The sequence below is a fragment of the Candidatus Tisiphia endosymbiont of Nedyus quadrimaculatus genome, assembly GCF_964059235.1.
In the GTDB taxonomy this organism is placed as follows: Bacteria; Pseudomonadota; Alphaproteobacteria; order Rickettsiales; family Rickettsiaceae; genus Tisiphia.
Genome location: NZ_OZ060452.1, coordinates 592,594 through 613,050 on the forward strand (window position 1 = coordinate 592,594; position 20,457 = coordinate 613,050).

At 32.3% G+C, this 20,457-nt stretch carries 19 protein-coding genes and 1 pseudogene; 11 read left to right on the plus strand and 9 right to left on the minus strand.

Annotation, left to right across the window (positions count from 1 at the left end; genetic code table 11):
- Positions 1-18: 18 nt before the first annotated feature.
- Positions 19-708: a DUF2278 family protein gene (locus AB3211_RS02945; RefSeq protein WP_367364636.1), complete on the minus strand. Its 690-nt coding sequence runs from the start codon at positions 706-708 to the stop codon at positions 19-21.
- Between the two features lie 689 nt (positions 709-1,397).
- Between AB3211_RS02945 and AB3211_RS02950 the strand changes: the two genes are divergently transcribed.
- Positions 1,398-2,900 (plus strand): peptide MFS transporter, encoded by a 1,503-nt coding sequence (locus AB3211_RS02950; RefSeq protein ID WP_367364637.1) that lies wholly within the window; start codon positions 1,398-1,400, stop codon positions 2,898-2,900.
- Between the two features lie 487 nt (positions 2,901-3,387).
- On the opposite strand, the gene AB3211_RS02955 is transcribed toward AB3211_RS02950, so the two are convergent.
- Both AB3211_RS02955 and AB3211_RS02960 read right to left on the minus strand, forming a co-directional pair.
- Entirely contained in the window at positions 3,388-4,107 is a 720-nt protein-coding gene (locus AB3211_RS02955) for an outer membrane protein (RefSeq protein ID WP_367364638.1), read from the minus strand.
- Between the two features lie 410 nt (positions 4,108-4,517).
- Positions 4,518-4,823, minus strand: coding sequence for an RNHCP domain-containing protein (locus AB3211_RS02960; RefSeq protein WP_367364639.1), 306 nt, complete (start codon positions 4,821-4,823; stop codon positions 4,518-4,520).
- Between the two features lie 112 nt (positions 4,824-4,935).
- Here AB3211_RS02960 and AB3211_RS02965 point away from each other — a divergent pair, with 112 nt between their 5' ends.
- The 9 genes from AB3211_RS02965 to istB all read left to right on the plus strand — a co-directional run bounded on the left by AB3211_RS02965 (position 4,936) and on the right by istB (position 15,175).
- Positions 4,936-6,177 carry an MFS transporter gene (locus AB3211_RS02965; RefSeq protein WP_367364640.1) on the plus strand — a complete coding sequence of 414 codons (1,242 nt, stop codon included), beginning with the start codon at positions 4,936-4,938 and terminating at the stop codon, positions 6,175-6,177.
- Positions 6,178-6,476: 299 nt separating this feature from the next.
- A complete protein-coding gene (gene hscB / locus AB3211_RS02970) occupies positions 6,477-6,977 on the plus strand; it encodes a Fe-S protein assembly co-chaperone HscB (RefSeq protein ID WP_367364641.1) in 501 nt (166 codons plus the stop codon).
- On the plus strand, positions 6,968-8,779 hold the full coding sequence (hscA, locus tag AB3211_RS02975; protein WP_367364642.1) for a Fe-S protein assembly chaperone HscA: 1,812 nt from the start codon (positions 6,968-6,970) through the stop codon (positions 8,777-8,779). Before hscB ends, hscA begins: the two co-directional genes overlap by 10 nt.
- A gap of 16 nt (positions 8,780-8,795) precedes the next feature.
- Positions 8,796-9,128: a ferredoxin family 2Fe-2S iron-sulfur cluster binding protein gene (locus tag AB3211_RS02980; protein ID WP_341751628.1), complete on the plus strand. Its 333-nt coding sequence runs from the start codon at positions 8,796-8,798 to the stop codon at positions 9,126-9,128.
- A gap of 13 nt (positions 9,129-9,141) precedes the next feature.
- On the plus strand, positions 9,142-10,212 hold the full coding sequence (locus AB3211_RS02985; RefSeq protein ID WP_367364643.1) for a hypothetical protein: 1,071 nt from the start codon (positions 9,142-9,144) through the stop codon (positions 10,210-10,212).
- Between the two features lie 100 nt (positions 10,213-10,312).
- On the plus strand, positions 10,313-10,885 hold the full coding sequence (locus AB3211_RS02990) for a malonic semialdehyde reductase (RefSeq protein WP_367364644.1): 573 nt from the start codon (positions 10,313-10,315) through the stop codon (positions 10,883-10,885).
- Positions 10,886-11,405: 520 nt separating this feature from the next.
- Complete coding sequence (locus tag AB3211_RS02995) at positions 11,406-12,434, plus strand: IS110 family transposase (RefSeq protein ID WP_367363657.1); 1,029 nt, start codon at positions 11,406-11,408, stop codon at positions 12,432-12,434.
- A 495-nt stretch (positions 12,435-12,929) separates the two neighbouring features.
- Entirely contained in the window at positions 12,930-14,426 is a 1,497-nt protein-coding gene (gene istA / locus AB3211_RS03000; protein ID WP_367363704.1) for an IS21 family transposase, read from the plus strand.
- Positions 14,426-15,175: an IS21-like element helper ATPase IstB gene (gene istB / locus AB3211_RS03005; RefSeq protein WP_367363705.1), complete on the plus strand. Its 750-nt coding sequence runs from the start codon at positions 14,426-14,428 to the stop codon at positions 15,173-15,175. The genes istA and istB overlap by 1 nt, the downstream gene beginning before the upstream one ends.
- 17 nt (positions 15,176-15,192) lie before the next feature.
- On the opposite strand, the gene AB3211_RS03010 is transcribed toward istB, so the two are convergent.
- The 6 genes and pseudogenes from AB3211_RS03010 to AB3211_RS03035 all read right to left on the minus strand — a co-directional run.
- Positions 15,193-15,414: a hypothetical protein gene (locus AB3211_RS03010; protein WP_367364645.1), complete on the minus strand. Its 222-nt coding sequence runs from the start codon at positions 15,412-15,414 to the stop codon at positions 15,193-15,195.
- Between the two features lie 62 nt (positions 15,415-15,476).
- On the minus strand, positions 15,477-15,734 hold the full coding sequence (locus AB3211_RS03015) for an AbrB/MazE/SpoVT family DNA-binding domain-containing protein (protein WP_367364646.1): 258 nt from the start codon (positions 15,732-15,734) through the stop codon (positions 15,477-15,479).
- A gap of 880 nt (positions 15,735-16,614) precedes the next feature.
- On the minus strand, positions 16,615-16,740 hold the full coding sequence (locus tag AB3211_RS03020; protein WP_367364647.1) for a hypothetical protein: 126 nt from the start codon (positions 16,738-16,740) through the stop codon (positions 16,615-16,617).
- A complete protein-coding gene (locus AB3211_RS03025; protein ID WP_367364648.1) occupies positions 16,740-17,651 on the minus strand; it encodes an Rpn family recombination-promoting nuclease/putative transposase in 912 nt (303 codons plus the stop codon). Before AB3211_RS03025 ends, AB3211_RS03020 begins: the two co-directional genes overlap by 1 nt.
- 337 nt (positions 17,652-17,988) lie before the next feature.
- Complete coding sequence (locus tag AB3211_RS03030; RefSeq protein WP_367364649.1) at positions 17,989-18,543, minus strand: helix-turn-helix domain-containing protein; 555 nt, start codon at positions 18,541-18,543, stop codon at positions 17,989-17,991.
- 981 nt (positions 18,544-19,524) lie between these two features.
- Positions 19,525-19,707: pseudogene (locus tag AB3211_RS03035) on the minus strand (ATP-binding protein); the annotation flags it as partial.
- A 115-nt stretch (positions 19,708-19,822) separates the two neighbouring features.
- On the opposite strand from AB3211_RS03035, the gene tnpA reads away from it, so the two are divergent.
- The gene (gene tnpA, locus AB3211_RS03040) at positions 19,823-20,263 is read left to right on the plus strand and encodes an IS200/IS605 family transposase (protein WP_367364806.1); all 441 of its coding nucleotides are present in this window, start codon (positions 19,823-19,825) and stop codon (positions 20,261-20,263) included.
- The last annotated feature ends 194 nt before the right edge of the window (positions 20,264-20,457 follow it).

The window sequence follows — 20,457 nt, forward strand, 5'->3', positions numbered from 1 at the left end:
TAAGCTTCTGCAAGAAGTCTATTCATCTGCCCAAGCTTTTGACTTACCTTGTTCATCAAGAGGGTTACCGGTATCATCAGTAACCAAAGATTGCTCCGTGAATCTAAAGAAGAAAGCTTTGTTTGTATTATCAGGTGTTTCTACAAATATAGCTCCATCTTGATAAATACCATTACTTTCACTTTGCGGCATCATTAAAGAAGTACCTTGGTTCATATGTATATCATGTATACCTCTAGGAGGTAGATGATTATATGTTTGTCTTAGATGTAAGCCATAAGGCATCTCTTGCATTGTTTCACTATTATAATACGATTCACCTAAAATACACACTTTTGCACCACATATAAGATATTGGTCTAACAAAGCTGATATTTCTTGCCATGATTTTGGTAGCATATTCTTTAAATCAGCTACTTTTAAAATTCCACTACGAAGATAATCAAGCCTAGAAGTGCGAGGTAACTTATCCAAACTAAACAATCCTTCATTTCCTAGTTTATTTAAATTAGTTAATAGTTCATTACTAAACTGATCGGTATAGTACACCTTAACATTAGGTATCGAATCGGACTGAGTGTCTATATTTACTTGATAGTCTAATCCATTAGCTTGTACTATAAGATTATGGTGAGTCATTGTGTGTTTTATATGATCTTCTAAATCCTTTGATACGATTCCCTTTAAACACGAATAGTTTTTTAACATACTAATAGCCTTTTTATACAAAGTTAGATTCGCTCATTCTACTATAGAAGCTTGTAAAGTGCTACCGTATTTTAAATTCTTTATATTTAAATTACTTGACTCTTTTTCCTACCATATTATACTTATAATATGTCATACCCTCAATATATGGCATAACATTTTCTATCTATTATAGGTTATTTTTATGTTAAAAGAATCAGATGATTTAAAAAACCCCCTATTATCAATAAGCGTTAAAAATACTAATGCAAATTCTATCTTCTTTCCTTTTGCCGCATATCCCCATCATTTTTACATGTTTTGGTGCTAATCACCTTATTTCTGTTTTTCCAAAACGCTTTAATTCTTAATTTAACAACACATAATTTAACCGCGATTTTTTGTTTTCTCGCTTAATTTATGTGAAATTTTAAAAAATGTTATTGAAAAGTGCTGTCTTTTGACGTGCGTGCTAAAGAATCTTATTAAGTTTTAGTAAGTTCTTTGGCTTAGCCTTAGAATGACCTACTTCCATATATAGTCAAACCTATTGAATTAGGTGATACAAATTTTGTGTCATACCTGCGAAAGCAGGTATCTAGATTCCCGCCTACGCGGGAATGACAATTTACAATTGTTATGTTCTTTGTCACCTAATCCTATGGGCTTAACTATAACATTCAAATTTTAACATTATATTTAGGTGTTTTATGAGTGCAATTTTAAATGTACCAAATTCAACGAGGTTTCCCAAATTTTTAACAATGCTATTTTTTGTTGAAATGTGGGAGCGATTTAGTTACTATGGGATGAGATCTCTTTTAGTGCTTTTCTTGACTTCCCGTTTGGGCTATGAAGATGCAAAAGCTTATGCCATCTATTCATTATTTGCAGCGGTTGGTTATGCAGGTCCTGTGCTTGGAGGCTTCCTTGCTGACAAATTAACAGGATTTCGTAATATGGTACTACTTGGCGGTATCATTATCACTATTGGTCACCTGTCCTTAACTTTAGTTGAATTGGAGTCTGAGCTAATATATATAGGTCTTGCGTTAATTGCTGTAGGTACTGGTATGTTTAAAGGGAATATAACTAATTTGTTAGGTTCATGTTACAAGGAAGACGACCCAGAACGAAGTAGAGGATTTACTTTATTTTATGTAGGTGTAAATCTAGGATCATTCATGGCATCCATATTATGTAGTTATATAGCTTATTTATATGGTTGGCACTATGGTTTTGGTATAGCTGGGGGTGGTATGATCTTAGGACTTACTATTTTTATCAAATTTCAATATTTGTTAGGAGATAATGGTATTTCCCCACGACCAAAACTGATGAATAAGAAAATACTAGGGTTAAATATTTTTACTATATTAATGATAGCTAGCCTTCTTTTTTCTCTTGTAGTTGCTAGAATGCTTATATCAAGTGAGTTTTTTGCTAATATACTTGCTTTGTGCGGTATTCTAATTTTAGGTGTATTTATTTACATAATAGTAAAATCATCGCCACTACAAAGAAAAAGATTAACAGTATTATTAATACTAATGACATTTTTTATGTGTTTTTTTGCATTAGAAATGCAACTTGGTTCACTAGTCAACTTATTTACTCAAAGAAATGTTGTAAATGAAATATTGGGTTTAACAATTCCACCTGCTGCTTTTCAGGCAATAAACCCTCTTTCAATTATAATATTTGGTTCTCTATTAGGGACATATATGAAATTTGATAAAAAATATACCACTCCTATATTTGCTTTTGGTATTTCTACCATGGCTATATGCTTTTTTATATTATATATAGGATGTTTAAATGCAAATATAGAAGGAAAGATAGGATTCCTATATTTAGTAGGTGGTATAGCATTTATAGGACTTGGAGAACTATGTATAGGGCCATTAATACAAGAACAAGCAACTTTACTTGCACCTAAACACTTAAAAGGTTTGGTAATGGGTATAATAATGTTATTTGCAGCATTTTCTAATTTAGCAGGAATTTTAATATCGAAGTTCATGTCAATCCCTTCCATAAATGGAGAAGTAGATTGTTTAGAGTCCTTAGATATATATAAAGAAGGATTCTTAAAGATAGCAACGTTTAACTTAGGGTTAGCACTCTTGTTTTTACCTTGCTATCTGTTTGTAAATAAGGTTATAGCACAAACGAGTACAGAAAAAGTGGACAAAAAACGCCAACGTAAGTAATGGTACTTACAAAGCCAAAAACGATGTCCCTGCCCCTTCGGATGTCACCCCTGCGAAAGTAGTAGGGTCTAAAAAAATAGCATGGGAGACTATTTATTTCTAGATCCCGCTACTTTCGCAGGGATGACACCCTAGGCTATTAAACCGATGTCTTGCAGCGATACTTGAGGTTAATTTACAGTTTACTATAAATTAAACTAATCAGCTAGCTTATTTTTTAAGATAACCCTACAAATAAAAAAAGAAGAGGGTTACTAAAAGCCCTCTTCTTTTGTAGAACAAAAATAATAAATCTATAAATTATTACTAAGTGTGCAAGTTTTTTTAACTTAAGTACCCTCGGTGTCATTCCCGCGTAGGCGGGAATCTAAAAAAATAGCATGGATAATGTGTTGTTAGATATTTTAGATCCCCGCTTACGCGGGGATGACATCAACCTTTAAGGAGTATTATACTTACTTAAACTTGTGTACTTGGTAAATTATTATTAAATATCAAATCTTAAGCCAGCCATTAAATTGTGACCTCTGTAAGCGGTTTTAGGTAATTTTTCAGTCTCCTTCTTATCTTTATTTTTAGAATTTGTTTCTCCATAATCTCTCCAACTATAGGCAAGCTCAACATTCACACCATCAGCCACATTAGCAGAAGCACCAACAGTCAACTGATAAGCAAAATTATTAGCAGGTTTCCTAGTGTCAGAACCTCTGTCAGTATCTTCAACCTTTCCATCAAGGGTTGTAGTATTATCATAAGTTATTTTTTCTTTTATTTGAGCCATACCAATACCTGCTCCAGCAAAGAATTTAGCAAAACCTGCATCATACAAATCTACATAACCGCTGAGCAACAATGACACCACTTGCCCTTTAGCTGTTATTTTGCTAACTTCTTGACGCTTTGAACCCAAATCTTCAGTAGTAGTATTAGTAAATTCTGGATTGATTAGGAAATCAAGTGTCAATTCTGCTCTAACATTATCCATGGCATAATAACCTGCACCAAGACCCAAAATAGCGTTAGTTTTAGCTTTAAATTTCAAGCTATCTTCTTTCTTTGTTTTAGCATTCTCCCATTTCATTTTCGTATTATTCAACTTACTCGCACCACCTTCAGCTTTAAGATAAAACTGTCCTACATCTGCAAAAGATGTAGCAGAAGTTAAAAGAGCCGTACTTGTAGCAGCGATTAAAAACAATTTTTTCATAATATTTCTCCTTAAATTATATAGACAAGAATCCCCTTATAGATTCTCAAATAATACCCGTGAAACACAAATCTCTCCAAATTCCACTTAGGCTACCTAGTTTGGTATATATAGCATACTAATTTCCTTATGCCAAACTAAAAACTATTCTGAGCATTAATCAATAGTGTTATAGAGAGACTTTGTGGCAATAAAAACACAATAGACTGATCTATAGCTAACCCGAAAATGTTTTACTCGATAATCAAGTTTTTTTCTGAAGGCTACAATTCATGACAGTTTATGTCACCCCTGCGAAGGCAGGGGTCTAAAAAGTTTAACACACCCTTTCGGTCTATTTCTTTAGATCCCTGCGTAGGCAGGGATGACATCAATTCTATCACCATTACTATGCCCTAAACCTTTTCGTGTTAGCTATAACTGAAAACATTTAGCAAATTCTCTACGCTATCTGTGTTCGCAAGTTTATTGTTTTTATATTCTCCACATTTAAGGCATTTATGGGTTAGAATTATGCCCTTTTTACTGTCGAGTTTATAGGAAACTGGCTGCATTAGTCCGTTACATCTAGAGCCTCTATCCCCAGGGTTAATATCCACATGCTTGCTGTAGAAACATATTGAACAATGGTTAGTATAGCCATTTCCTTGTACCAATTCACTACATATCTCACAAATAAAATCTTCTTTATTTCTGTAGAACTTTTTTGTAACCATTTTTTAACTTTTTTTGGCAATATTAACTATATGAAATTATTAAAAAAGCTGTATTACTAAATATACCTAATGTCTAGATAATTGTTTGAAAAGATGGATATCACTCCTGAATATGCTAACTAATCATACACGTTCTTATTTTATTTGTTTCTTCTTACTAGGAATAGTTGCAGGAGTAAATTTTTCTTTAGTATCATTTACTACTCATTACCAATTATCACAGGCGGGATATTCAACTGATATTATTGGTGTAATGTTTCTAACATCTATTCCATATTGCTTAAAACCAATATGGGCACCGTTTATTGATAAATATTCTATACCTGTGATATGTCAAAAATTTGGTCAACGTCGTGGATGGACACTAGTTACCCAAACATGTTTATTAGTCAGTATTAGTGGGTTTTTAATTATAGATCCCCCTGTTAATATAATTATTACCGCAATTTTAATTTTTATTATTTCCTGTTGTGCAGCAACTCAAGATGTTGTTTTAGATGCATACCGTATAGAACGGACTAGAAAAAGAGAAGATCTCTCAATTGCCACAACTTTTAGTTCAACTGGTTTTCGTATAGGAATACTTATTAATAGTACAGGGGCGTTATATTTATCTTGCCTCTTTAATTGGTACGTTGTATATCTATGTATCTTTTTTATAACAATGGTTGCACCTATAATAACCTTATATATGCAAGAACCTGTTACAAAAAAAACTCAACACACCTCTACTGATTTAATTTCACCTGCACAATATTTTCAAGCCATTGGTGATAGCTTACTATTGTTAAAACGAAATCATCCAAACTGGATGTTCATTATGCTGTTTGTCTTTCTATATAAAGCAAGCGACTCAATTCCTATGGCAATGAGTTCTCCATTGTTTATTGACTTGTCTTTTACCTCTCAAGAAATTGCTTCTATTTCAAAAGCATATGGATTCATGCTAATGATCTTTGGAGGAGTTATTAGCGGTATTTTGACTGCAAAAATAGGAATATCTCGAAGTGTCCTAATATGTGGTAGTCTACAATTACTGTCACCCTTAATGTTTGTGTTTTTATCTATAGCAGGTCATGATATGCTTATATTTACTATAACAATTACTGTGCAAAATTTTTGTTGCGGGCTTGGTAATACAGCGATTCTTATTTATTTTTCTAGTTTATGTAGTAGCGAATTGATAGCCACACAGTACTCCATTATATCTTCTTTTGGCTCTTTCGTACGAATTATTTTATCCTTTTTATCTGGTATTTGTGCAAATTATATGGACTGGCCTCAACTTTTTTTATTTACTACGTTATTTAGCATGTTATTTGTACTAGCCTTTTCAAGGATACGTAAGATTTAATAGAGTTGATACTTTACTACTCGATAATCAAGTTTTTTAAAATTGTTAAAAATACGTCATTGCGAGGAGCCGCGATAGCGGCGACGTGGCAATCTTATGAAGGAGACCTTACTTCATGGGATCGCCACGGCATCTACGATGCCTCGCGATGACGTTTGTGGGTACACGGCGGCTCTTTAACAATTCTAAAAAACTTGATTATCGAGTTACTATGCTACCTATTTTTCTTTCTATTAAACAATTATTCTAGTATATAATCACAGAGTCATGGTTTGATAATTGATCTACTAGAAGTGATTATGAGCAGTTATTTTGAGTTATTAGGTGTAGAAAGAAAATATAATATTGACTTAAATATATTGGATTGTCAATATTTTGCTATGCAGTCAAAATATCATCCAGATAGAGCTAAAACTAACAATGCGAGGCAAGAAAATTTGGCTATCTCTATTGATATAAATAAAGCTTATTCAATTCTTAAAGATGATTTAGCCCGAGCTGAGTATCTTCTACTTTTAAACAATATAGTCTTGGATGAAATAACGGTTAGGCAAGGTATCTCAAAGGAACAATTAAATGTTGTGTGGAATGAATTAGAGCTTGTTGAAACTACTCAAGAATTAACTAAGTTAGAGCATATGCTAAATAACAAAATCCTTGAAAAAGAAAAACTTATTGAATCTCTAACTACTGCATTTCAAGATCAAAATATGCAAGACGCTCTTGATACTACCATAAAATTTAAATACCTTAAAAATTTAATTAATAATATTCAACTAAAAATCAAATCATGCAAATAATAGAAATTAGCGAAGCTGGCTCTTCTAACCAGCATGAACATGATAAGGATATAGCAGTTGGTATTGATTTTGGTACAACCAACTCATTGATTGCTTTATCAAATAAACAAATAATACAAATTATCATAGATGATCATGGCCGAGAACTTATACCATCAGTTATAGCGTTTCATGGTAAAGGCTTTATTGTTGGCAATGATAATATAATTGACAATTTTCGTTCTATTAAAAGACTTTTTGGTAAAAAACTATCTGATATACGCAACAACCCTGTGTTTTTTAGTTTAGTGAAAGACTATATTGATTTAGATAGTGAAATTTTACGAATAAGGTTTGCTGGAAAATTACTGACGATTCCAGAAGTTGCCGGGCAAATCTTTTTGTACTTAAAGAAACAGGCTGCTCAAAAATTGAATTCGGAAGTCAAACAAGCTGTAATAACCGTGCCAGCACATTTTAACGATGCTGCTAGAGGAGAAGTAATGCTAGCTGCAAAAATTGCTGGGTTTAGGGTATTACGGTTAATTGCAGAACCAACAGCAGCAGCTTATGCATATGGTTTAAATAAAGAAAGTAGGGGTTGTTATTTAGTGTATGACCTAGGAGGTGGTACTTTTGATGTATCAATTCTAAATATGCAAACGGGCGTATTTCAGGTCATCGCCACTGGTGGAGATAATATTTTAGGTGGTGATGATATTGACCACTTAGTGATGAGGTATTTTTGTGATCAATATAAATTACTAGAATCTAGCGAATTAATAAAATTAGCAAAAAAAGCTAAAGAAATACTTAGTGGTCAAAATAAATTTGCTATGATATACGAGGAGGCGACGATATTGGAGTTAGATCTAGAAAATTTTGAGCAGTTAATATTACCATTGGTAGAACGTACAATATCTATTACTAAAGATACGCTAGAGCATGCAGGCAACCCTAATATTTCAGGTATCATCCTTGTTGGTGGTTCAACTCGCATACCCTTAATTAGTAGAAGTTTAGCACAAACGTTTAATACTATTATTTTCTCGGATATTAACCCAGATAAGGCGGTAGTATGGGGAGCAGCCCTGCAGGCAGAGAACCTAACTTCGGCAAATGTTAATTCCTTATTAATCGATGTAGTTCCTTTGTCACTCGGTATCGAATTAAATGGTGGTATTACTGAAAAAATCATTCTTCGTAATAGCCCCATACCGATATCGGTTACTAAGGAGTTCACCACTTATGTAGATAACCAAACTTCTATGAAGCTACATGTGGTACAGGGAGAGAGAGAAATGGTAGAAGATTGTAGGTCACTGGCAAAATTTGAACTAAAATTACCAATAATGAAAGCAGGAGGAGTAAGAGCAGAAGTAACATTTTCTATTGATGCAGATGGTATCTTGTCAGTGTCAGCTCTAGAAAAAAATAGTGGTATATCACATGATGTTGAAGTAAAACCAAGTTATGGTTTAAACGAAAGTGAAATTACCGAAATTCTAGAAAATGCTTATCAAAATGCTGCTAGTGATCATAATAAGAAATTATTGCAAGAAACAATTATTCATACAAAATCTTTGATTTATAATATAGAAAATGCTATTAGAGAAACGCCAAATATTTTAGCAAAGAATGAAATGGAAAAAATTGAAATGGCAATTAAAATTTTGAAAGAAGCAATAGATTCAAATGATCGTGATTACATTATAGAATGTAGCAAAACTTTTGAGACTATAACAGAGCATTTCTTTTATGAAAGATTAAATAGTGCTACTTTGGGCTTACTGAAAGGTAAGCATATTGATAAAATAAGATAAGAGGTAATGATAATTAATGCCTAAAGTAATTTTTATTATAGATAAAGATGGTACGGAAAAAATAGTGGATGCTCCTCTTGGATTGTCTATTTTGGAAATTGCTCATCAAAACGACATTGATCTTGAAGGTGCATGTGAAGGATCACTAGCATGTGCCACTTGCCATGTTATTGTAGATGAGGAATTTTACCACAAATTAAAAAATCCTTCTGAAGCAGAAGAAGATATGCTTGACTTAGCGTTTGGTCTTACCCATACTTCAAGACTTGGTTGTCAGATTATTGTTAGTGAAGAACTTGACGGTATAAGGGTTCGCTTGCCATCTGCTACCCGTAATATTAACTTATAATTGAGTATATAGAGTGATACGTAAAATTTTGTTTTTTATTTGTTTAATTTACACCATAGTATGGTTTGGCATTGCTTATACTATCAAAAGCAATATAGTAAATACTATAAAGAATTCAGAGACAGATAATACTAAAATATCTTATAGCCAAATCAAAGTTTCTGGCTTTCCTATTCGCTTTCAAATTCGTTTAGTCGAGCCAAAAATAAAATTTATCGATCATGTTAATTCCAAAGAGATATCTACTGAGGAAATGACATTTTTGTTCGATTTTAGTTTTAAAAAGGCTAGATTGATTTTAGGAGGACAAGGGATAAAACAACAAGAAAATTTTGATGGTAAATTAATAGAGTATAGTGTTCAGTCCAAGGAGTATATTACAGCACTAGTTAAATTTAATAAACCTATATATAAATTATCCCATGGAGATAGTTTAAAATCTATCGTAAAGTTTCTGCAAGTTAACAATAAATTATTATCCTTCATTCAGGAAGATAAGGAAATTTTTAATATTGCTGATTTAGTTTTCCTAATCAATAAGGCAAAATCTCAGGATGGTGAAAATATAGCTCTACAATTACGTTTGTTGTACTCTGCGGGGGAAGATTTTTTTAATTTCAAAACAGCACAGCTTGATTTAGCCACACTGATCAATATTGCTACTAACCAAGGTAAAGATACAAATTCTATCAGAAATTTAAATATCGATCGTTTAGTTTTTTCTTGTGATGATAATGCCCAAGTAGATTTGGTAGGGTTCTTACAATTTTTTGATAGTAAGTTACCAAAAGGTAAATTATCTTTTGAATTGACTAATTACCATGATATCGTCGATAAATTGATTCCTAACAATTTGTTATTACCTAAAAAAATGGTCAAAACTATCATTGAGAAAGCTGTTGATTCTTCTTTATTTGGAGTAGTTAAGACAGATGATAATGAATTAGCAACTTATGAAAAGGTGAAATTTGATATTGAATTTTCTGATAATGGTATACATATAGGTTCAATTAATTTGCTTGATTTTAAACTAGAGGATAGTAAAGTAGATGAGCCTATAGAAGAGAGCAGCACTGAAAGTTAACATTAGTTCGATATAACTTACCCCAATTCGGGATAAGAATTAGTTAATTCTTATCCCGAATTCGCGTAATTTGTTATATCGAATTGATAGGGGTATTACTATGAGAAATGTTCAGGAAGTATTTTCAGATAGAACCTGTTATAAGTTTTTGGATAAGCCAGTTGATAGAGTGTTACTTGAAGAAATTTATAATATGGCAAAACTTGGTCCTACTTCAGCTAATTGCTGCCCCTTGAGAATTGTTTTTGTTCAGAGTTCAGCTGAAAAAGATAAATTGTACAAATGCTTAGTTCCAAGTAACGTTGAAAAAGTTAAGTCAGCACCTGTTACAGCCATTTTTGCCTTTGATACTAAGTTTTATGAATTAATGCCCAAGTTATTTCCTCATGATGCAAGTATAAAAGATTATTTTGCCTCTTTTGAGCAGATTGCCCTAGATACCGCAATTCGCAACTCATCATTACAAGCAGCTTACTTGATGATTGTTGCGAGAAGTAAGGGATTAGCTTGTGGTCCTATGTCGGGGTTTAATAAAGACGCTATAAATAGTACTTTCTTTAGCAATTCAACTTATCAAGTAAATTTCATATGTAATATTGGTTACAAAGATGGTGGTGACCCTTTCCCACGGCTACCAAGACTCGATTTCAATGAGTGCTGTAAGATTACCTGAGTGTTCTTATTCATAGTACCCTACATTTTTCTATAATCGTCATCGCGAGGCATCTTTAGATGCCGTGGCGATCTAGGTAAACAGCGAAGCTGTTTTTTCTAGTACGCTTCGCGTATCTTGGATTGCCGCGTCGCCGCTTTTTCGCGACTCCTCTCTAATAGACGATCAGCAGCCATTTTAATAGTGGTTATATAAAAAATGTAGGGTACTATGGTTCTTATTGTTCGGAGGTAATTTTGTAAGCAAAATTACCTCTTCTCGTGTTTTAGATCAGGACAATTTAAAAGTTATAACTAATAATTGGTGTAAACGCACATTTAGCCACTGTTGATGTCATTCCTGCTTCGGTAAGGAATCCATAATATCTAATAGCCTTTGCAGGCTATTTTCTAGATTCCCGCCGTTGCTAAGAATGATGGTATGGACGAGTAAGTAAAAGAAACTTTACTTACTACCGTGATCACGAATATAATTCGGTCACATAATTATACTATTTAATAATTAAAAAGGAGTCCATACCATGAAAGATATTAACATACTAGGCATTGATTTAGCAAAAACAATTTTTCATATTGTTGCATTAAATAAAGATGGTGAAAAAATATTAGCTAAAAAATTACACAGAGAAGAATTTGAAGACTACATTTTAACAAACATTCCCAAGAATAGTTTATTGGTAATGGAAGCATGTGGCAGTTGTCATTATTGGAGCAATAAGTTTATGGAATCAGGTTTTACAGTAAAATTACTTAAACCATGTGATGTAAAAGCTTTTGCAAAAACTCGGCAAAAAAATGATACAAATGATGCTTTGGCAATAGCAAGAGCAGGAAAAGATCCGGAGTTAAAATCGGTTCGTATAAAAAATATATCACAACAAGAGATTAGTTGGTTACATAAACGTCGGCAACATATTATTAGACAAAGAGTACAATATAGTAATGGTTTAATGAGTGATTTACTTGAATTTGGTTATTACATAAAAATGAGTAAATCTAAATTTGCCCGTGAGGCATTAAATATAGTAGAAGATGCCAAAAATGCTGGTGTGATTTCAGAGAGAATGTATAAGGAAATGAAGGTAATAGCTGAAGAAATTGCTACGTTATTAATACAAGAATCAGCAATAGATAAACAGCTAATAGCAATAAATAAAGAATCTGAAACAGCTACTTTATTAAAAACAATACCAGGTATTGGAGAAATTAATGCTAATATACTAAGCATAGCAGCTTATGAAAATTATGATGATTGTCGAAGTTTTGCTGCAAGTTTGGGATTAGTGCCTAAGCAAAATAGCACAGGTGGTAAAACAAGTCTTGGATCTATCACTAAGAAAGGAGATAGATATGTTAGAACTATGCTGATACAAGGAGCAAGGTCTATTGCAATCAGAGCAAAAATACAAAAGGACCCCACTGATCATTTAGTGCTATGGGCAAAAAAATTGTTGGGAAGGATGAGCTTTAATAAGGCTGCTGTGGCAATAGCAAACAAATTAGCTAGAATAGCGTATGTATGTGTTACAAGAAAATGTGCATATGCTTGATAGTTGGTGGTGTATATAGATTTATCTGTATTTTATCTATATAAAAGAAGAAGTAAGTAAATAGGATTTAAGAGGTACGATATAAGCGAAAGTGATTGGAGATAATAAATGGGCATTCCAAAAACAAGTCCGAGATTTTATGTCAAGGCTCTAGAAGCCGTAAGAATGAGTGGATAACTCCAAGGATTGCGTGGAATGCGAAAACTATTATGGCACTAGATGCCGAATATATGACAGCTTATTTTTTTATTACTCCCGCATCATTTTTCTTATTGACTTACTTACTCGTCCATATATGACATCGTTTTTGATCCTGTAAGTACTATTACTGTTAAAAAGCGTGCAATAATGACCCACTAAATGGGTTAATGTGCGTTGAAAAATGACCCACCTAAGAAGTGGGAAAAGTAGTACGTTATTAATCCATTATTATCAACCTATACTTCTATTATTTTCAGAATAAATAATAGGAGTATAAAATCAGAGATGTTAATAATGGAAAGTAAGAGAAAGATATTAGGACGTTATCGTCGTGGAGAAGGTATACGTTCAATAAGTAGAGAATTAAATATATCACGTAATACAGTTAGAAGTATCATTCGTACGCAAGGAGAGATTAAATCTGATTATATACGAATAATTCAACCTATACCTAAACTCGGGAAATATATTGAGAGTCTTGAGAGGATGTTGCGGGATAATAAGAATTCAAAGCCTAAAAAAACAGGGAAAGCTTTATTTGAGGAGTTAAAGATTTATGGGTATCAAGGCAGTTACTCTGCTGTTAGTCGTTATATTAACACTTGGAATGATAGAAATTTTGAGATTAATATAAAAGCTTGCGTACCTTTATCCTTTGCTCCTGGGGAAGCTTACCAATTTGACTGGAGTAGTGAGCAAGTAATATTAGCTGGAGAAATAATAAATGTTAAAGTAGCTCACTTTGTTTTGTGTTATAGCCGTAAAAAATTTATCTATATTTATCCTACTGAAGCTCAAGAGATGGTATTTGATGCACATGTTAGAGCCTTTACTTTTTTTGGTGGTAGTCCAACTAAAGGGATTTATGATAATATGAAGACTGCTGTCAGTAAGGTTTTAAAAGGCTCTAATAATAGAGAATGGAATCCAAAGTTTGAAAAGCTCTGCGCACATTATCTCATTGAACCGATAGCATGTTCTCCAGCTCGAGGTAATGAAAAAGGTAGGGTTGAGCGACAAGTACAGATTGACCGGGAACAGTTCTTTACTCCTATGCCAAAAGCTTTAACCTTGCAAGAATTAAACGATATATTAACCAGCAGATTAGTTACTTATAATAGCTCTCATAAACACCCCGAATATAAAGATAAGACTATAGATGAAGCATATCAACTAGAACGTAATTTTTTAGTATCCGTGCCTGTATTATTTAACGGTTGCAAAGAAATAGATATCAAGGTTTCTATTACTTGTTTGGCTAGATATGAAAGCAATAATTATAGCGTTCACTGTAGTTGTGCTGGGAAAATAGTACAATGTAAGATATATGCTGAACATCTAGTATTTATTTATAATGGTCAAGAGGTAGGTCGTCATAAACGGAAATTTACTAAGGGAGAAACTTGTTATGACGTCAATCATTATCTGCCAATATTAAGGTATAAACCCGGAGCATTAAGAAATGGTGAACCATTCCTTAATATGAATTTACCAGAAGAGCTCATAGAAGTTAGAAGACGTCTTGAGAGCAGCCCAGCAGGTACAAGAGATTTTGCTCATATATTATCGTATATAGCAATGGAATCCATAGAAGCAGTAGTATCAGCATGCACCCAAGCACTAAAAATAGGAACTGTTAGTAAGGAGGTAATTTTAAATATTATATTACGTAATAAAGATGAGTTAAAAGTAACAGAGCCAAGTAATTACCAAGAATATCATACTTTAAAACATATCCCGAAAGCTAATTGTGAGATATACGATAATTTTCTCAAGTTAGGAGGTAAGTAATGAACAATGTATATCAAGAATCTACTAGAGAAGATATTATAAATGTTATGAGAAAGCTAAAATTTACAGGGATGCTTGAGTCTTATGATGAAATTATATCTGATGCCATAAGGCGTAAAGAAGCCTCGAATTATATTTTACATAATTTATTAAAATCTGAACTAACAACACGAACTCTTAGGTCTATTCAAAGTAGGATTAGCGCAGCAAAGTTTCCTGAGAAAAAAGATATAGATAATTTCATATTTATCGATACCCCAATAAACCAAGAACAAATTATGCATCTATATAGTTGCGAGTTTATTAAAACATCTAGAAATATAATCCTAGTTGGTGGTACTGGTAGCGGTAAAACTCACCTAGCTATTGCATTAAGTACAAAAGCAGTACGAAAAGGTTATAAATCAAGATTTTTTAATCTTGTAGATCTTGCTAATCAATTAGAATATGAAAAGAACTCTGCTCAGGTAGGAAAACTAGCAGCTTCCTTGCAAAAAATAGATGTACTAGTCCTAGATGAGCTTGGTTATCTACCATTTTCTAAGAATGGCGGTCAACTTATCTTTCATCTATTATCTAAAATACATTCCAACACTTCAATTATTATTACTACTAATCTTATATTCTCAGAATGGTCACAAATATTTGGTTGTAATAAAATGACTTCAGCGCTACTTGATAGAGTTTGTCATAATTGTGATATCATTGAAACGGGAAATGAAAGTTATCGTATGAAAAAAAAACAATAGTTCTAGACTTATGTGGGTCATTTTTCAACGCTTATTGACAGTAATAACGCATCTTTGTCCTCACAAACAATTCCTTTATAAGCTAATAGATCAGATAATACTTCAGCTATCTTATTTTTGGGTATCTTATAGAATGACGAGAGAACAAACGTTATTTCAGTGAATACTGTTTGTTCAAGAATAATGGAAGCTTTTCCTGTTTGTACTTGGGCAAATACTTCCTTAGTTTTTAGAAACATTTCTGAATTCTCTCCTAGGAGATATCGAATAACAAAGTTGGTATCACAATAATACTTCATCACTATTCTTCACTGCTTGAATTGTTAATTTTAATCAAAGTGGAATCTTGCCATGATTGCTCCCTTATCTCGTCGAAAGAAAGTTTTGTATCTTTATTATAAGAAGAAAAAATTCCCCCTAATTCATTAATGGGTGTAAGTAATATTTGGTTTTGATCGTTAACTAACAGAGATATAGTATTGCTATTAAGAATCTTACGTATCTTTTTAGGTAATACTATCTGTCCTTTATGAGATATTGTAATTGTACTGATATACATGGAGTATAAACCTTTATATCAAATGGCTATAATTTATTATATAGTACTACATAAAAATATACTAGCATAAATGTAAGTTCATCTATTTAATATTAGGAATCTAATATAACACAAAGTAAAGTATAAATATGAAAAGTAAGCGGTAATGTAAGTAGTATTACTTGTAATATATATAAGTACTAATTAGATAATAAAGCTTTATATTAATGTAAGCTGTATAATGTCAATTTTAAGGCTTGTCTAACTTTACATTTTTGAAAGACGGAAGAAATGTAGATTTTGACTGGGTTTTTTTAATCATAAACTGTCAAATATAAATGTAAAGCAAGTAAATGTAAAATATAAGCATATTATTTAACAGTTATACTAAAATGATATACAATAGTCTTAACCAAGCTATTCCAACAATTATAGCGTTTGATGAAAATAAATAATGTTACTTTTATTGATGCAGATTTAGTAAATACTGCAAGGGAAGCACTGGTAGTTGAGTGTTAGTAATACGTCATTTAATTCTCAAATTCACAATCTAGCTGACAATCAAATAGATAACCAAAATTCAACTGGCAATCGTACGGAAATTTTATAATGTCTGTAAGTTCAAATCTTGACTAGTACATTGTCTGTCCGTTAGAAATCGAGGAAATAAAATTTTAACAGGTAATTCCTAAAATTCTCAAGGTTTTTACTATATTTTTAACAATTTTTGCACAGTTTGTGGCTGTTTTATAGAAAAAAATATCATTTTCCTTATATTAGCGAATTTGGGATAAAAGTTATCCTAAATTCGGATTGCGTTATTTTTTTAGAAAATGGTATTTTACCTGTAACTTACTTACTCAAGCAGTTATGTAATAACAACTATCCTAGATTATTTGAATCAATTAGAAGATTTTAGTTTTTGGATTTCTTCAATAGTTAAACCAGTAACTTTGGCAATATATTCAAATGTGGCATTTTCTGCCAATAATTTTAGAGCAGTAACAGTTTGAGGATCGTAAGTCATTATTTTAGATTTTCTATTTGAGATTTACTTAACTTAGTGTATTTAATAATTTTTTCCATCGGCTCATTGTTTAACAGCATTTCTTTTGCCATAGATATTCTTTCTTCCTCTCTACCTTTCTCTCTGCCTTCCTCTCTACCTTTCTCTCTGCCTTCCTCTCTACCTTCCTCTCTACCTTTTTCCAGTTGTTTTTTTAGAGTGTTAGCTTCGATACGAAGCCATTTAAGATGGTCTTCATAGGCCTCTCTTTCTTCGTCAGTAAAGTTCATAACATCTAGCACTGTTAGAGCTTTTTTTAAGGAGGCATTGTCTAATTCTTTAGGCAAATTATCTTTGTTAAGTAAGTCATGTCTTGTTAAAAAAGCTGTCCACATATCTAAAGAGTTTTTTACTTTTTTCAGTATATCAGGTAATTCCTCATAAGAATTATCAGTAAACTTATTAAGCTCAATAGTATGTAATTCGAGATCCTTGAAATACAACAATCCACTATCTTTTTCAACTATATGGAAAACATTGTGATACTTAGTTACATTCGGAATAGAAGTAAAGTTTAGAATATGAATACCAATGGCTTTGCTTAGGGTAGAATAGTCCTGAGCTACCTTTAATTGCTCGGTATATAATTTAGCCCAATAATATAAAGCTCGCTTATCATAATCAGCTTCGTCGCTAATTTGAATTTCAATATTGAACCTTTTGCCATCAACGGATTTGGCTTTAACATCTAATATTGAGAGTTTATCACTCTTAAAGTTCTTTGGATTATATGGATTAAGCAGCGTTAGTTCTGCCACTTGATCTTCCTTAGATACAATTGAATTAATCAAGGATATCAGCAAATCCTTATTCTCTTCTACGCCAAAGATTTTCTTAAATGCCAAATCAACTCTAGGAGTTATTTTATCCATATATATGCTGCTATTAGTAGTTATCAATTATAAAGCTATAGCTAACACGAAAAGGTTTAAGGCATAGTAATGGTAATAGAATTGATGTCATTCCCGCGTAGGCGGGAATCTAGAATGTTTAAAGCACCCTTTCTGTCTGTTTTAGATTCCTGCTTTCGCAGGAATGACATCGCTTCTAGCTAAACTAAGATTAACTATAACTAAAACCTTTTCGGGTTAGCTATAGTATAGCACATAAATTATAAAGCACTAAGTAATATAATGTGAAAAAAATCGTAAAATGTGAATTACCAAGTGTCTTTTGGCAGTTTGGTAGTTCACTATAGGAAAGTAATTGCTATAAATTATTCAGATCAGAATCACTATTGGAGTTTTGTTGAGAAACCTCATCATTATCAGCAGTAGTGGGCTTAATTCTACCAACCATTTCATCTAGTGATATTTGGAAATAATCCGCTAGGGCTACTATGATTTGGCTGTTTAAAGTTTTTTGTTCTCTCTTACCATTAACAAAACTATGCAAAGGATTACTACTAAAGCCTATATCCATACTTAGTTTATATAAATTTAGATTTTGCTTCTTTACTTTATTTTCTAGAAATCTTTTTATATTAGTTATTATCTCTTCTAAAGTGATTTCATGAAATACTAAGTTTTTTGTGTTAGGTAAAGTGATATAGTCATTTCTGCCTATAACTTCATCAATTGAACATCTAAAATAATTGGCAATTTTAAGTATATTACTTATATCAGTATTTAGTTTATGTCCTTTTGTTATATTAATTACAGTAGAATAAGGAATACCGCTATTTCTAGCGAAACCTTTTCTTTCTAAGTTTAATTCGTCGAATTTTCTCTTTAAAAATTCTTGTATTTTATAAACAAGAGCCATTCTAATACCAAAAGTGCTATTTAAGTAATAAAATATCCTGCGACAGGGTATTTTTCTCTTGACACCTCAAAATAATTATAATAAACTCCCAAAAATAGGATGAGACCTAAAAAAAGAGGTCAGTAACTACTGACTATTTTTTTAGAACCAAAATACACATTTTGGTTTAGCTATCCGATTAGTATTTAGCCATATAAATTGGCGTCATTGCGAGAAGCTACTTTAAGTAGCGACGAAGCAATCCAAAAACATTAAATTTGGATTGCTTCGTCGTGCTTACGCACTCCTCGCAATGACGGATTAATGCTAATCGGGTTAGCTATAAATCTCAAACTAAAAAAGCCAGTGTAACACTTAAGTATTAAGCTTATTAATAAAGCCAAAACTTAAATGTTACATTTGGGAATAATATACTGGTAAGTACTCAAAGTTTCACACGCTCAAAAGTACTTACCAGTGAAATTAATCAAATAGCATCAAATGCTATTTAAATAATAATAACCCTTTTGTAGAGGTATCAGTATGATTATATACAAATTTCTTAGCCAAATCAACCCCTATTATTTTCACAGTCTTATAACGTAAGTATTAGCAATACCAACGTCATTGCGAGACCACGTGAGTGTAGTGGCAATCCACTATTCATTAGATTAGATTGCTTCGTCGCTACTAAAGTAGCTCCTCGCAATGACAGTATACATGCGTCATTGCGAGGAAGTTGTATGTAAATTGTAATCAGCTATTGACCCCTTTAAGGGAAAAATTGTAATGAAAATTGACCCCCTAAATAAGTAACAATATCTCCAAAAAATTAATATTTTTAATATTTGTAAATTGTAATCAGCTATTGCCCCCCTATTGTAATAAACTATTGCCCCCCTAACCACATAAAAAAATTAGTTAATTTTGGTTAAAATTCAGATAGAATTTTCTAAAATCATTGTAATTTTTAATTAATACCGTAGTCTATTATTTTAATCTTTAATCTACATCTTTCCCTCCTCTAAAACTTTTATTACCAGTTTCTATGATTTGACAATGATGTGTCAATCTATCGATAATTACTTTTGTTGCCTTAGCATTACCAAACATATCATTCCATTCTTCAAATCTCAAATGGGTAGTAATGATCACTGAAGTTTGCTCATACAATTTAGCAAATAACTATCCCAAATGCTAAGCCACCGCTTTCAGCGGTGGAATCATAGAGTTTGACATATACTAAAGATATCCCTAAATGATTTTGCCGCTCAAAGCAGAATCAAGAAGGATAATGTATATGCCAAACTATAATAGTTTAAACCACTGTACATGGGAATGTAAGTACCATGTTGTTTTTACACCCAAATATCGCAAGAAAACGATATTTGGATTAATTAGGAAAGAGTTAAAAGAAGTGTTGCATCGTTTAGCGGGTCAAAAGGAATGTAAGATAGAGGAAGGATATTTAATGCAGGATCATGTGCATATGCTAATATCCATTCCTCCCAAACATTCTATTTCAACCATTGTGGGTTTTATTAAAGGTAAAAGTTCTATATGGGTAGCACAAAATATAGCAAATAAACAGCAAAATTTTGTTGGTCATAAATTTGGGGCAAGAGGATATTTTGTGAGTACCGTAGGAGCGAATGAAGAGGTAGTACGTAAATACGTTCAAAACCAAGAATCTGAGGATAAAAGAGCTGATCAACTTAACCTGTTTTACAGGTCAAAATAAGTAATATTAACCCGCTTTGAGCGGTTCTATAACAAACTCCCACTTCTAGGGGGAGTAATTGGCTCAAATAACAGGAATCTAGCTTCGGCTTTTTGTAAATTGTAATCAGCTATTGACCCCTTTAAGGGAAAAATTGTAATGAAAATTGCCCCCCTAAATAAGTAACAATATCTCCAAAAAATTAATATTTTTAA

What these genes read in the sequence shown, in the direction of transcription:
- AB3211_RS02945 (WP_367364636.1), bottom strand. Translation starts at nt 708, where the DNA reads ATGTTAAAAAACTATTCGTGTTTAAAGGGAATCGTATCAAAGGATTTA.
- AB3211_RS02950 (WP_367364637.1), top strand. Translation starts at nt 1,398, where the DNA reads ATGAGTGCAATTTTAAATGTACCAAATTCAACGAGGTTTCCCAAATTT.
- AB3211_RS02955 (WP_367364638.1), bottom strand. Translation starts at nt 4,107, where the DNA reads ATGAAAAAATTGTTTTTAATCGCTGCTACAAGTACGGCTCTTTTAACT.
- AB3211_RS02960 (WP_367364639.1), bottom strand. Translation starts at nt 4,823, where the DNA reads ATGGTTACAAAAAAGTTCTACAGAAATAAAGAAGATTTTATTTGTGAG.
- AB3211_RS02965 (WP_367364640.1), top strand. Translation starts at nt 4,936, where the DNA reads ATGCTAACTAATCATACACGTTCTTATTTTATTTGTTTCTTCTTACTA.
- hscB (WP_367364641.1), top strand. Translation starts at nt 6,477, where the DNA reads ATGAGCAGTTATTTTGAGTTATTAGGTGTAGAAAGAAAATATAATATT.
- hscA (WP_367364642.1), top strand. Translation starts at nt 6,968, where the DNA reads ATGCAAATAATAGAAATTAGCGAAGCTGGCTCTTCTAACCAGCATGAA.
- AB3211_RS02980 (WP_341751628.1), top strand. Translation starts at nt 8,796, where the DNA reads ATGCCTAAAGTAATTTTTATTATAGATAAAGATGGTACGGAAAAAATA.
- AB3211_RS02990 (WP_367364644.1), top strand. Translation starts at nt 10,313, where the DNA reads ATGAGAAATGTTCAGGAAGTATTTTCAGATAGAACCTGTTATAAGTTT.
- AB3211_RS02995 (WP_367363657.1), top strand. Translation starts at nt 11,406, where the DNA reads ATGAAAGATATTAACATACTAGGCATTGATTTAGCAAAAACAATTTTT.
- istA (WP_367363704.1), top strand. Translation starts at nt 12,930, where the DNA reads ATGGAAAGTAAGAGAAAGATATTAGGACGTTATCGTCGTGGAGAAGGT.
- istB (WP_367363705.1), top strand. Translation starts at nt 14,426, where the DNA reads ATGAACAATGTATATCAAGAATCTACTAGAGAAGATATTATAAATGTT.
- AB3211_RS03010 (WP_367364645.1), bottom strand. Translation starts at nt 15,414, where the DNA reads ATGTTTCTAAAAACTAAGGAAGTATTTGCCCAAGTACAAACAGGAAAA.
- AB3211_RS03015 (WP_367364646.1), bottom strand. Translation starts at nt 15,734, where the DNA reads ATGTATATCAGTACAATTACAATATCTCATAAAGGACAGATAGTATTA.
- AB3211_RS03020 (WP_367364647.1), bottom strand. Translation starts at nt 16,740, where the DNA reads ATGACTTACGATCCTCAAACTGTTACTGCTCTAAAATTATTGGCAGAA.
- AB3211_RS03025 (WP_367364648.1), bottom strand. Translation starts at nt 17,651, where the DNA reads ATGGATAAAATAACTCCTAGAGTTGATTTGGCATTTAAGAAAATCTTT.
- AB3211_RS03030 (WP_367364649.1), bottom strand. Translation starts at nt 18,543, where the DNA reads ATGGCTCTTGTTTATAAAATACAAGAATTTTTAAAGAGAAAATTCGAC.
- tnpA (WP_367364806.1), top strand. Translation starts at nt 19,823, where the DNA reads ATGCCAAACTATAATAGTTTAAACCACTGTACATGGGAATGTAAGTAC.